This window comes from Nonomuraea angiospora, assembly GCF_014873145.1.
GTDB classification, from domain to species: domain Bacteria; phylum Actinomycetota; class Actinomycetes; order Streptosporangiales; family Streptosporangiaceae; genus Nonomuraea; species Nonomuraea angiospora.
In genome coordinates this window covers 6,385,245-6,398,073 of the sequence record NZ_JADBEK010000001.1, presented here as the reverse complement: position 1 = coordinate 6,398,073, position 12,829 = coordinate 6,385,245, and the positions used below count along the sequence as shown (strand labels likewise).

Here is a 12,829-nt window from a genome sequence, read left to right as displayed (position 1 = left end):
CCGGGCCCTGCCAGCACAAAGCTCCACTCGCACGGGGCTCCACTGGCACCGAGCCCCAGCGGCACGTAACTTCACTGGCGTAGGGGCGTCGAGCGCTCGGGACACGGCGAGACCGGCGATCACGACGCCACCCAGGACGATCATGATGACGTACGTGGGCACGGCCAGCAGGGCGAGCTCACCCTGCGCGATCGCCAGGATGAGCACGGCGAGCAAGGCGCCTACGACGCCCCCACGCCCTCCGACGACCACCGCGCTCGCCACGCCGGCACCGTTCGGAAGGGGGCTGCCGTTCGGCGGAAGGGGGCTACCGCTCGGAAGGGGGGCGCCGTTCGGAAGAAGGATCCCACCCGGAAGGCCTGGAAGGCCCGTGCCCGGCGGGGCCGCGCCGGCGGAGCTCCGTGCCGGTGGGGCCCGGGCTGATGGGGCCGGGTGCCGGTGGGGGCGCGTGCCGGCAGGGCCCGGGGCTGGGTGGGGCTCCGTACGGGTGAAGCTCTGTGCTGGTGAGCCTCGTGCCGGCGGAGCCCCCGCGTCAGTGGGTCAGCCCAGTGACTTCTTCAGGAAGTCGACCTGGAGCAGCAGCAGGTTTTCCGCCACCACCTCCTGCGGCGTCATGTGCGTCACCCCGGAGAGCGGGAGCACGCTGTGCTGCCGGCCCGCCGCGAGCAGGGCGGAGGACAGGCGCAGCGTGTGGGCGGCCACCACGTTGTCGTCGGCCAGGCCGTGGATCAGCAGGAGCGGGCGTTCGAGCTTGGGCGCGTCCGCGAACAGCGAAGAGTTCTCGTACACCTCGGGCTGCTCGTCCGGATGGCCCAGGTATCGCTCCGTGTAGCACGTGTCGTACAGCCGCCAGTCGGTCACCGGCGCGCCCGCCACCGCCGCGTGGAACACGTCCGGTCGCCGCAGCACCGCCAGCGCGGCCAGGAAGCCGCCGAACGACCAGCCGCGAATGGCCACCCTGGTCAGGTCGAGATCGTCGGGATACTGCTCGGCCACCCCCTGCAGGGCGTCGATCTGGTCCTCGAGCGCCGGGGTCGCCAGGTCGTTCAGGACGGAGCGCTCGAACTCGGGGCCCCGGCCGGGGGTGCCGCGCCCGTCGGCCACGATGACCGCGAAGCCCTGCTCGGCGAACCACTGGCTCTCCAGGAACGCGCCGCGCCGGTTGAGCACGCGCTGCGCGTGCGGCCCGCCGTACGGGTCCATGAGGACCGGCAGCTTCCCGGAGCCCTGCTCGTGCCACGAGGGCAGCACCACGGCGGTGGCCAGCTCGCGACGGCCGGAACGGCCGAGCGAGACGCGCAGGTCGAGGCCGGGCCGCTCGGCGAACGACGGGATCGGCACCGCCATGCCGTCGCGCCGCACGACCGTGGTCGACACGCCCTCGGCGTCGAGGCTCTGCTCGGTCAGCACGCCCACGCCGCCCGACATGCGCCCCGAGAACACCCCGGAACGGGTCGAGACGGGCAGCAGCGAATGACCGTCCCACGTCCACAGGTGAACCTCGGTCGGATCGCCGCTCGCGCTGAACAGCACGCTGTCGTGGTCGACGTCGAGCACCGCCCGCACCTGCAGCGTGGGCGGGGTGACCGCGCGGTCGCCCACGAACAGCCGGTTGCCGCCCTCCGAGGCGGCCACCCACACCAGCGACCCGTCGTCGAGGTGCGCGGGCACGCCGGGCACGATGTCGACCCAGGCCGGATCGGTGTCCTCGCGCACCAGCGTGGACGCGCCCGTCGCCGGGTCGACCGTGAACAGCCGCAGCGTGCGCTGGTCGCGCGTCAGGGTCACGATCGACAGGGCGTGGGAGTCCCAGGCCGCCGTGGTGAGGTATTCCTCCTCGTACGGCACCGCGACCCGCGACCCGTCGAGCCCCAGCACGAACAGCTCGGTGACCGCGTTGGGCGTGCCTGCGGCCGGATAGCGCTGGACCGACGCGGGACGGCCGGGGTTGGCCGGGTCGGCGATGTGCCAGACGTGGACCGGGGCCTCGTCGACGCGTTCGACCAGCAGCGCGTCGCCCGACGGCGCCCACCAGTGGCCGCGCATCCGGCTCATCTCCTCGGCGGCGATGAACTCGGCCAGCCCGTACGTCACGGTCTCCGACTCCGGCGTGGCCAGCGCGCGGTCCTCGCCGGACCCGAGGTCCTGGACGCGCAGCGCGCCACCGGTGACGTACGCGACATGTCCCCCGTCCGGGGACAGACGGGGATCGATGACCGCGCCCGGCGTGTCCAGCCGACGCGCCTGGCCGCTCGCGAGGTCCACGACGTAGAGAGCGCCGGACAGGGCGAAACAGGCCCGCGTGACGTCCCTGTCGGCGGCGTACGCGACCACGCCGCCCGCCGCCTCCCGGCTGCGCTCGCGCCTGGCTCGCTCCTCCGGCGGCAGGTTCTCCTCGTCGGCGTCGAGCGCGCGCGGGTCGACGACCAGGCGCTCGACGTGGGTGTCGGTGTCGAGCTCCCACAGGCACGTCACCGGGTCGGTGCCCGATTTCGTGCGGAGGAAGACCACCCGGCCGCCGTCCGGAGTGATCGTGAAGCTCCTGGGCACTCCGAGGGTGAACCGGCGGGTCCTGGCAGACAGTCGCGGGAAGCTCTCGCTCATGGGCCCAATCCTGCCACCGCCGATGAGGAACCTGAGCAATGGCGTCCGGGGCCCGTCGGTACGCTCGTCCTATGACTGATCGACGGCTCCTCCTCGTACACGCCCATCCGGACGACGAGTCGATCGGCACCGGGGCGACCATGGCCAAGTACGCCGCCGAGGGCGCCCACGTCACGCTGGTGACCTGCACTCTCGGCGAGGAAGGCGAGATCATTCCCGCCGATCTCGCCCACCTGGCCGCCGACCAGGACGACGCGCTCGGGCCGTACCGGATCGACGAGCTCGCCGCCGCCTGCCGGGCGCTCGGCGTCGAGGACCACCGCTTCCTGGGCGCGCCGGGCCGCTGGCGGGACTCGGGGATGATGGGGGTGGCGTCCAACGACCACCCGAAGGCGTTCTGGCGCGCCGACCTCGACGAGGCGGCGGGGGAGCTCGTCAAGGTCATCCGGGAGGTACGCCCGCAGGTCCTCGTCACGTACGACGACAACGGCTTCTACGGGCACCCCGACCACATCCAGGCGCACCGGGTTTCGCGCAGGGCGTTCGAGCTGGCCGCGAAACCGGACTTCGGCGAGGGCGAACCGTGGCAGATCGCGAAGTTCTACCACACGGCCCTCGCCCGATCCGTCATGCGGCGCACGACCGAGGCGCTGCGCGAGGCCGACGTCGGCTTCCTGGTGGAGGACGTGGACGACATGCCGTTCGGCAACGCGGACGAGGACGTCACCACCGAGATCGACGCCCGCCCGTGGATCGGCCACAAGATGGAGGCCATGCGGGCGCACGCCACGCAGATCGTCGTGGACGACCCGTGGTTCGCGCTGTCCAACAACATCGGCCAGGAGGTCCTGGGCGTCGAGCACTACAGGCTGGCCATCGGCGTGCCCGGGTCCGCCGTGCCCGGCCCGCCCATCGAGGCGGGCGGCCTGGGCGAACCGCACACCCGCGAGAACGATCTCTTCGCGGGCATCCACTAACCTCTGGCGACATGGAACATCGCAGCCAGGCCGAGTCGGCGCTGGGTGGAGCGGCGTACGGCATGCTGTTCGTGCTCGGCGTCGTCATGGGGGTCGTGGGCGGCTTCACGCATGCGGTACGGCAGCTGGGGCCCGTCCCGATCGCGGCGATCGTGTGGGTGCTGGCGCTGTTCGCGGTGTGCCTGGGGGCGGGCAAGCTGATGCGGGGCAAGCTCGGGGCTTTCATGACGGCGGTCGGGTGGCTGCTGGTGACGATGCCGTTCACGCTGAAGCTGAGCGCGGGCGATCTGGTGATCGCGGATGGTCTGCCCGGGTACGTCTACCTCTACGGAGGGTTGACGGCCATCGTGGCGGCCTATTTGCTTTCGCCCTCGTCAGAGGGGGGATCATGGCTCTTGCATGGGTACCCTCAGAAAAACTCTATGTAGCGGCATAAAGTAGCGTTCGTGCATTCCATCGAGCGGCCAGTGGACCCCGGGACTTACCGCAAGGTCGTCGGTCGCTTCGCCACCGGAGTCGCGATCGTCACCACCAGGCTGGACGACGTCGATCATGCGATGACGGTGAATTCGTTCACCTCTGTCTCCCTTGATCCGCTCCTCGTGCTGTTCTGCGCGGAGAAGGTGGCCCGGTTCCACGACGCGGTGCTGGAGGCGGGGGTGTGGGGGGTCTCCGTGCTGCCCGCCTCGATGGAGGACGCCTCGCGCTTCTTCGCCCACCGGGGCCGGCCGTTGAACGGGCAGCTCGCGCGGTGGCCGCATCACCTGGGGGAGTCGGGGGTGGCGTTGTTCGACGGGGCCATCGCGACGGTGGAGTGCGTGACGACGGCGGTGCACGACGGCGGGGACCACTCGATCGTGGTGGGCGAGGTGACGGCCCTGGACACACCTTCGGACGGGGCGCCGCTTCTGTACCACGAGGGGCAGTACAAGACCCTTTAGAAGCTTTCGGTGCGCGTGGCCGCGCCGGCATGAGTCGGGCCAGGCGCGTGGCCTGGCCCGCTCACTTGCTCGCTTCCCCGGTCGCTACTGAGTGGTAGCGCTGGGCGACGGCGTGGTGGACGCGGTGTCCGTCGGGACGCTGCTGTCGGTCGGCGTCGCCGTGTCCGTGGGGGTCTCGGAGGGGAGCTCTGTCGGCGTCTCCTCCGCCGGTGGCGGACAGGTGGGGATCCCCGGTGCGCTCTCCGTCGGTGTCACGGAGTCCGTCGGGGCCGTGGTGGATGTCTCGGTCGGGGTCGTGGTCGGGGTTTCGGTCGGAGTTGCCGGCGGAGTTTCGGTCCCGGTGTCAGTCAGGGTCGGGGTCGGCGCCGGCGTTTCGGTGACCGGCGGGGACTCCGTGCCCGTGGCCGGCGGGGAATCCGTGCCCGTGGCGGTGGGCGTCACCGTGCCCGTCGGGCCGGTCGCCGGCGGAGGGGTCTCCGTCGGGACGCTCGTCGGCGGCGGCAGGGTCTCCGTCGGCGGGGTCTCCGTCGGCTCGGCGCTCGGCTGGCAGGTGAACGTCACCGTCTGCGTGACCGTCGGCCCCGGCTCGGTGACCGTGACCGTGACCTGCTCCTTCACCGTCACCGTCGGAAGGGGCGTCAGGCTGACCGCCGGCTTGCCCTTCTTCTTGTACGTGCCCCGGCCGAGCCGCTTCGTGGACTCTCCCGAGCCCTCGGTCACCGGCAGGTCGACGCTGGTCGTCTGGCAGGATCTGCCCTTGCACACGCGCTGCTTGATCGAGAAGAGAGCAGCTTGCGCGTCTGTGATCGATACATTCAGGTAGGAGACGCCTCGCCTCTTGACTACCTTCGTCGTGGCGGTGTACTCCCCGACCGTGGGAGTCTCCGAGGGTGCCGGACTCGTGGTCGGGACGGTGGTTAACGCCACGTGCGCGCCTAGAGCGCCTAGTGGGTTGTCAGGGGATCGTAGGGGATCGGTCGCTGACGTCTGGGTGATCGCGACTCCGCCGGCTCCTGCCAGTGCGACGGTGCCGAGCAGCGCGCCCAGGATGGAGAATCTCATAATCCTGCTCTGTAGGAGATTTCAGGACGGGGATCATTATTCCGACTTGTCAAGATTGGTCAAGACTGAGACGCATGAATAGGCGCTTCCGGTTCCGGCGGGTGGCGAACTACGTCAACCTCGCCACGCCGCTCGGTTTGCTGATCTCGATCATCGGCGGCGCGACCAGGAACCCCGGCCCCGACGGGCTCATCCTGGCCTTCGGCTACCGCTACCGCTTCCCCGTCGCGGGGGCGTTCACCGTGGGAAACGTCGTCCTGACCAGGTGGGACGCGCTCCCCGACCACCTCGTGCGCCACGAGGGCCGGCACGCCACCCAGTGGGCCTGGTGCGTGGGCCTCCCCATGCTGCCGCTCTACCTGCTGTCGATGCTCGTGTCGGTGATGGTCTGCGGCAACCAGGCCACGTACAACCTCTTCGAGCGCCTGGCCGACCTGGAGGACGGCGGCTACCCCCGAGCCCCGCTGTGGTGGCGACGGCGGCGCGGCGGCGAGTGAGGCCGGTGTCAGGTGAGCGATCCCCGCGGTGCGGGGGCGCGTCTTGACGAGCCCTTCAGCCGGCCCAGCATGAGCGAGGCGATGGCCAGGCCGGAGACGGCGCCGGCGCACAGGACGGAGGCGGTGGAGGGGGACACGGGCTCGATGCCCGCCAGGGCGAGGGCCGAGACGGCGGTGGCGGTGGCCACATAGAGCCAGGTGGCCAGGCGGATCCAGCGGACGCGGGAGCCCTCGGAAGGCAGCGTGCGCGACAGCAGCCAGGACAGGGCCGGCAGGAGGAGGACGCCGTGCATGAAGATCGCGTGGGCGGGCTTCAGCGCGGTGGCCACCGTGTACGCGAGCTGCTGGTCTCCCGTCACCACCGCGACGACGCCGCGAGCGATCATGACGGCGCCGAACGCCATGGCGGCGAGCAGCGTGGCGAAGCCCGCGCGCACGGCCAGGCGCGTGCTCGGGGCGAGGTCCGGATCGGGGCGGAACGCGGCGATCGTCATGACGATCCCGATGGCGACGAGGACGCCGCCGCCCGCCGCCAGGGTCCTCGCCACGGCCGTGTCGAAGGCGGTCTCCATGTTGAAGTGGGACGGGACGCCTCGCCACGCCTGGAGGGTGATCAGCGCCACCTCCAGCGTGGACGCCACCGCGAAGGCGCCGACCAGGAGCGGGCGGGCGCGGAGCCGGACGAACTGGGCGACCCAGGTGAGGGTCAGCACGCTCAGCCCGAACGACACGCCGAACGTGAACGGCTTGCGCCACGACACCGCGCCCTCCCACGGCCCGCCGTCCACGACGAACACGCCCAGGTGAACGAGGCCCGCGAGCACCAGCAGGACTCCGATGAGGTACCAGAGGCGATTCATGCCGCCATGGTGGCAAGGCGGCGGGGGCCGGCGCGTCGCCCCAGGGTTTGAATCGCCTCTACAGCGCTGGTCGTACGGTCACGGCGTGAGCCTGAGGGTGTGGACGGCCGCCTTTTTGACCGACTCGGGCTTCCCGTACATCGGCAGCAGGTCGCCCTTGGCCCAGGTCTCCGCCTGATCCCAGTAGTTGTCGTGGAAGGCGTGCCCGGAGGCGCCCGTCAGGTTGATCCATCGGGACTTGTCCATGTCCGACAGGTCGACGACCATGCGCATCGACGGGACGGCGGTGATCTCGTACCCCTTCTGGACGTTCCACCCCGTGGCGTTCACGGCGTCCTTGCCCCCCGCCACGGCCAGCGGCCCGCGGTTGAACAGGGCCTCCACCGGGGCTATCCCCGAGGTCCCCAGCGAGCCGTTGACCAGCTCCAGCTGGTGCAGGTCGCCCCAGCGCCAGGACTTGACCTCCGGCCCGAGCCGGTCCGACAGCTCCTGGTACGCCGAGGCGAGCGCCTGGCGGAGGATGTCGTCGCGGGTCTCCTTGATGTTCCTGGTGGTGACGTCGTCCCAGAAGGGGTCGTCAGGGGCGTCGAGCAGGCGTCTGACGACCTCGTACCAGCGGTCTTCTCCGGCCGGCCGCGCCGCCTCCGGCAGATCGTCGTCGAACGTCAGCGTGAGCACCTGCCGCCACACCGCGTTGAAGTAGGCGGCGGCGGTGGAGTCGAGGCCCTGCATGCGGTCCCACGTCTTCAGCAGCTGCCTGGCCTCGCCGCTGGGCCCCGCCAGGTCCACCTGCATCAGGGCCGGGATCAGCGTCTCGGCGAAGCCGTTGTACGTGTCCTGCTGGATCGCCGACATGGTCGCCGCGTCGATCGGGCCCTTCTTGAGCGCTTCCTTGATGCGGTCGCGGATGCGTTCGGAGCGGTAGCCGTGCGCCCAGTCCTTGGTCAGCAGGGGTTTGTACCGCTTGGGGTCGATGACGGCGTTGTTGGCCGTGACGATGAACCCGTCGGCCGGGTCCTCCACCGAAGGTAACTGGTCGTACGGGATGGGGGCCGTCATCCAGTCGTACTCGCCCGTCCACCCCGGGACGGGCCAGGTGCCGTCACCCTTGGCCCGCACGGGGATGCGCCCGGGAGCCTGGTAGCCGATCTTGCCCGTGGTGTCGGCGTAGACCAGGTTCTGGGACGGCACGTCGAACAGCGCCGCCGCCGCCCTGAACTCCTGCCAGTCGCCCGCCTTGTTCAGCGCGAAGATGGCGTCGGCCGTCCGGCCCGGCGTCAGCGCCGTCCACTGCAGCGCCACCGCGTTGGCCTCGCCGCTGGGTTTGGCGCTGCCGATGACGTCGTTGATCAGCGGCCCGTGCCGGGTGCTTTTGACCGTGATCGTGACCGGGGCGCCGCCCGCGACCTTGATCTGCTCCTTCCTGGTCTCCAGCTTCACCTGCTGGCCCTTGTACAGGTACGTGTCGCCCTGCACCTGCTCCAGGAAGAGGTCGGCCACGTCGGGGCCCAGGTTGGTGAAGCCCCACGCGATCTTGTCCGTGCGCCCGATGACCACACCCGGGACGCCCGAGAACGTGAACCCGGTCACGTCGTACGGGCACGCCTCCGTGATCTTCCTGCAGTGCAGCCCCGCCTGGTACCAGACGGAGGGCATCTGCGGCGACAGGTGCGGGTCGTTGGCCAGCAGCGGCTTGCCGCTCTTGGTGTACTCGCCGGAGACCACCCACGAGTTCGACCCGATGCCCTCGCGGTCCTCCGTGCCCATCGTGTTCGGGACGGCGTCCAGGGTCCTGGCCGCCTGGGCGATCGCGCGGTCGGCGCGCAGCTGGGGCTCGGCGTGCTGGTTGAAGCGCCCCTGGTCGATGGTGCCCTCGGTGACGATCGGGCTGTGCCGGTCGTACGGATAGCCGGGGTAGAGCTGCTCGACGCGCTCCTTGGGCAGTTTGGTCAGCGCCAGCGCGCGGTCGATCTCGTCCTCCATGTTGGAACGCAGGTCCCAGGCCATGGCCTTCAGCCAGGCCACGGAGTCGGCCGCGGTCCACTTCTCCGGCTGGTACGCGCCGTTCTGGATCTTCAGGATGGAGTATTCGAGGCTGCGGTCGGAGGCGTTCGGGTTGGCGCTGAGCCAGGCGTTCACGCCTCTCGCGTACGCGTCCAGGTAGTCCCGGGTGTCCTGGGCGAGCTCGGGGAGCTCCTCCTCGGCGACCTTGCGCCAGCCCATGGTCCTGATGGCCTTGTCGTTCTCGACGGTGGCCTTGCCGAAGAGCTCCGAGAGGCGGCCGGAGGTCAGGTGGCGGCGGAAGTCCATCTCGTAGAAGCGATCCTGGGCGTGGACGAACCCCTGGGCCATGAACAGGTCCGCTGCGGTGTCGGCGTAGATGTGCGGGATTCCGTATTTATCCCGATAAATCTCCACATTCCCGTTTAGGCCGGGCAGCCGCAGGGATCCGTCCACCTGCGGGAACGATTTCCGCACCGTGTAGACGAGGACCCCTGCCAGCACGAGGACCAGCGCGAGCACTACGGACAGCACCCGAGCGAACCACCGCAACGGCCGCGGCATCCACGCATAGGGCCTCACCGACACCTCCATCTCCGCCGAACTGGCACTAAGTCTGTCAGCCCGCGATCACTCCTCCGGCCGCCTTCCGCAACCCTGGGAGGCGGACTTCGGGGGGCCTGATCACGGCCGATCACCCCTCCCTCACTCGCCGCATCCAGCCAGGCGAGGGCGGGCCGGAGTGGGCGGCACGCGCGTTGGGCCGGGCGGTCGGTCGGGTGGGCTGGCGGGCGTCGTGGGCGTCGCACTGGCCGCGGTGCGGGCGGGTTGGCCGGGCGCCGTGCGCGTTGCGCCGGGCCGCGCCGTTCCGCTCCTCGCCGACCCGGCGCCGGTGGCGGCGGCGGGGGAAGCAGCCGCATCCGGAGGGCGGAGGAAGGCGCGGGGCCTTACGAGGGGGACGGCGTCGCCTGGGGTCGCGGTTGTACGGGCGAGGGCGCGGCCGGGCGGTGGGGTCGCGGTTGTGCGGGCGAGGGGCGGGATGGGCGCGGAGGGCGTGGTGGGTTGCGGGGGGATGGCGGGCATCGCCGGCAACGACGACCTGGGCGATCCCTCGTAAGAGGGAGTGAGAAATCGATCGCACCGGCGATCCGCGGCGGTGGTGCTGATCGACAGGATGGGCGCATTCCACCTGAACCCCTCTCCCTTGGAGATACTCCGATGAAGCTGTCAGCCGCCTGCCTCGCCCTCGCCACCCTCCTCGTGGCGACACCCGCTCAAGCGACCGCCACAACCCCGGCCCCCGCGTCGAGTGTCTGCCCGCCACCGGCCGTGGTCCAGCCCGATCCCGGCGCTCCGGTTCCTCCCGTCAACGCCGCCGCGCTGGAGCAGGCCGTCAAGGACCTGCCCGCTGCCGATGCCACTGCCGCGATCGTGCGGGTGGGCGGCACGAAGGGCTCGTGGCGGGGCGTGACCGGCGTGGCCGACATCACCACCGGGCGCAAGGCCTCCGCAGGCGTACGCTTCCGGGCGGGCAGCGTGACCAAGATGTTCACCACCGCGGTCGTGCTGCAGCTCGTGGCCGAGGGCAGGCTCTCACTGGACGGAGCCGTCCAGGACCACCTGCCCGGCCTGCTGCCCGAGTCCTACCCCGAGGTCCGCGTCGGCCAGCTGCTCAACCACACCAGCGGGCTGCCGGCGCCCGACCTGCCCGGCACGTTCGACTGGGTCTACCGGACCCGGTTCAAGACCTGGACGCCGGAGGAGTACGTCGGGCTGGCCGTGCGCAACCCGATCGAGTTCGCGCCCGGCACCAGGCAGCACTACCTCAACACCAACACGTTCGTGGCCGGCCTGCTGATCGAGAAGATCACCGGACGCTCGTACGAGCGCGAGGTCACGTCCAGGATCCTGCGCCCGCTCGGCATGCGGGACAGCTACCTGCCCGGAGCTTCGCCCCGCATCCGCGGCCCGCACCACAAGGGCTACCAGTCCGTGCCCGCGGGCTTCGACGGCGCCATCGCCTACGGTGCGGGCCAGGTGGTGGACATGACCGAGACCAGTGTCACCTCGACCTGGGCGTCGGGTGATCTCATCTCCACCGCCGCGGACCTGGAGAAGTTCGTCAAGGCGCTGTTCTCGGGGAAGGTCGTGCCGCCAGCGCAGCTGGAGCCGATGTTCACGGTCCCGGACGTGACGATGTACGACGAGTGCGGCAACCAGCCGGCCGTCTACACCTCGGGCATGACGAGGCTCGTGCTGCCGGGCGGGATCGTCGCGTACGGCAAGACCGGCGCCCGCTACGGCTACGCCGCCGGGGTCGGCGCGACCCGCGACCTGAGCCGGACCCTCGTCTACTCGGTCAACTCCACCGACGCCAAGGCATCCGGCCAGAATGACAGAACGCTGCGCATCGCCCTGGCCGCCTTCTCCCGATCAGCCGGCGCATGACGCGTCTCGCGCGCGTGCCCGAGCGGGCGGGTGAGGGTCAGGTCCAGGTCTGGCCGTCCGGGGTGTCCGCGACGCGTACCCCCATCTCCGCCAGCTCCTCCCGGATCCGGTCCGCCTCCTCCCAGTCCTGAGCCTCCCGCGCCCGTCCCCGCGCCTCCAGGAGCTCTCCGGCCCCGGGCGGCAGCACCCGCGCCTTGCCGATCTCCGTCGAGAGGTCGAGCCCCAGCACCTGGTCCAGATGCAGGAACGTCTCGAACTTGGCCCCGGGCGCGACGGACTCGTCGCGTTCGAGGTCCCGGAGGGTCCGCAGCGCGGACGGCGTGTCCAGGTCGTCGGAGAAGGCGGCCTCCACCCGTTCGGCGTAGTCCGCGGCCATCGGCGCGCTGGGCGACTCCGACCACTCGGCCACCCGGGCGCGCCACCGCCGCACCGTACGGTCGGCCGCTCGCAGGGTGTCCCAGGTCAGGTTCAGCTGCTGCCGGTAGCGGTGCTCCAGGAACGCCAGGCGTACGGCGAGCGGGTCGAGCCCGGCCGCGGCCACGTCCGGCAGCAGCACGACGTTCCCCGTGGACTTGGCCATCTTGCGGCCGTCGAACAGCAGGTGCTCCCCGTGCACCCAGTGCCGCACCACCTCGTGCCCGGTCGCCGAGTTGGACTGGGCCCGCTCGTCCTCGTGGTGCGGGAAACGAAGGTCGATCCCGCCGACGTGGATCTCGAAGCTGGAGCCGAGGAAGCGGAGGGACATGGCCGAGCACTCCACGTGCCACCCGGGGAAGCCGCGGCCCCAGGGCGCGTCCCACGTGAGGTCTCCCGAGGAGGGCTTCCACAGGGCCCAGTCGGCGTGGAAGCGCTTGCGCGGGTCGACGGCGTCGATGCGGTGGGCGGGCTTGAGCGAATCCAGGCGATTTCCCGAAATTTCGCCGTAAGTGGGGAAGGTTTGGGCGTCGAAGAACACCGACCCATCCGGCACCTCGTACGCGTGCCCCCGCTCGATCAGCTTGGCGATCAGCTCGATCATCAGGTCGACGGTCTCGCTCGCCCGGGGCGTGTGCTCCGGCGGGCGGATGTTGAGCGCCGAGGTGTCGTTCCTGAAGGCGTCCTCGTAGAAGCGGGCGAGCTCGCCCACCGAGCGCCCCTCCGCCCGAGCCTGCTCCAGGACCTTGTCGGAGCCGGCGTCGGTCAAGTGGCCCACGTCGGTGATGTTCTGGCAGGCCAGCACGCGCACCCGCCGCCGTTCGAGCACCCGCCTGATCAGGTCGGACAGCAGGTACGTACGGAGGTTGCCCACGTGCGCGTGGCGGTAGACGGTCGGCCCGCACGTGTACATGCGCACCGCCCGCCCCGCGGCGATCTGCTCGACCTGCCGGGCACGCGTGTCGTAGATCCGGAGCATGCTCCGAGCCTAGCCGCGCCGGCATCCCCGCAAGCCGAGCCCAGCC

The 12,829-nt window shown here is 70.8% G+C and carries 10 protein-coding genes; 6 read left to right on the top strand and 4 right to left on the bottom strand.

Annotated elements, in window-relative coordinates:
• Positions 1-540 precede the first annotated feature (540 nt).
• Positions 541-2,604, bottom strand: coding sequence for a S9 family peptidase (locus H4W80_RS28820; protein ID WP_192787948.1), 2,064 nt, complete (start codon positions 2,602-2,604; stop codon positions 541-543).
• Between the two features lie 71 nt (positions 2,605-2,675).
• Here H4W80_RS28820 and mshB point away from each other — a divergent pair, with 71 nt between their 5' ends.
• The 5 genes from mshB to H4W80_RS28795 all read left to right on the top strand — a co-directional run bounded on the left by mshB (position 2,676) and on the right by H4W80_RS28795 (position 6,081).
• Positions 2,676-3,581: an N-acetyl-1-D-myo-inositol-2-amino-2-deoxy-alpha-D-glucopyranoside deacetylase gene (gene mshB / locus H4W80_RS28815; RefSeq protein WP_192787947.1), complete on the top strand. Its 906-nt coding sequence runs from the start codon at positions 2,676-2,678 to the stop codon at positions 3,579-3,581.
• An 11-nt stretch (positions 3,582-3,592) separates the two neighbouring features.
• Complete coding sequence (locus H4W80_RS28810) at positions 3,593-4,009, top strand: DUF6113 family protein (protein ID WP_192787946.1); 417 nt, start codon at positions 3,593-3,595, stop codon at positions 4,007-4,009.
• Between the two features lie 18 nt (positions 4,010-4,027).
• A complete protein-coding gene (locus H4W80_RS28805; protein ID WP_318787104.1) occupies positions 4,028-4,522 on the top strand; it encodes a flavin reductase family protein in 495 nt (164 codons plus the stop codon).
• Between the two features lie 91 nt (positions 4,523-4,613).
• Positions 4,614-5,345 carry a hypothetical protein gene (locus tag H4W80_RS28800; RefSeq protein ID WP_192787945.1) on the top strand — a complete coding sequence of 244 codons (732 nt, stop codon included), beginning with the start codon at positions 4,614-4,616 and terminating at the stop codon, positions 5,343-5,345.
• 313 nt (positions 5,346-5,658) lie between these two features.
• The gene (locus H4W80_RS28795) at positions 5,659-6,081 is read left to right on the top strand and encodes a hypothetical protein (protein WP_192787944.1); all 423 of its coding nucleotides are present in this window, start codon (positions 5,659-5,661) and stop codon (positions 6,079-6,081) included.
• 8 nt (positions 6,082-6,089) lie between these two features.
• On the opposite strand, the gene H4W80_RS28790 is transcribed toward H4W80_RS28795, so the two are convergent.
• Together H4W80_RS28790 and H4W80_RS28785 are read right to left on the bottom strand one after the other, a co-directional pair.
• The gene (locus H4W80_RS28790; protein WP_192787943.1) at positions 6,090-6,941 is read right to left on the bottom strand and encodes a hypothetical protein; all 852 of its coding nucleotides are present in this window, start codon (positions 6,939-6,941) and stop codon (positions 6,090-6,092) included.
• A 78-nt stretch (positions 6,942-7,019) separates the two neighbouring features.
• Complete coding sequence (locus tag H4W80_RS28785) at positions 7,020-9,506, bottom strand: penicillin acylase family protein (protein ID WP_225965364.1); 2,487 nt, start codon at positions 9,504-9,506, stop codon at positions 7,020-7,022.
• Positions 9,507-10,160: 654 nt separating this feature from the next.
• Between H4W80_RS28785 and H4W80_RS28780 the strand changes: the two genes are divergently transcribed.
• A complete protein-coding gene (locus tag H4W80_RS28780) occupies positions 10,161-11,390 on the top strand; it encodes a serine hydrolase domain-containing protein (protein WP_192787941.1) in 1,230 nt (409 codons plus the stop codon).
• A 37-nt stretch (positions 11,391-11,427) separates the two neighbouring features.
• Here H4W80_RS28780 and cysS read toward each other — a convergent pair whose 3' ends face one another.
• Entirely contained in the window at positions 11,428-12,783 is a 1,356-nt protein-coding gene (cysS, locus tag H4W80_RS28775; protein WP_192787940.1) for a cysteine--tRNA ligase, read from the bottom strand.
• Between the last annotated feature and the right edge of the window lie 46 nt (positions 12,784-12,829).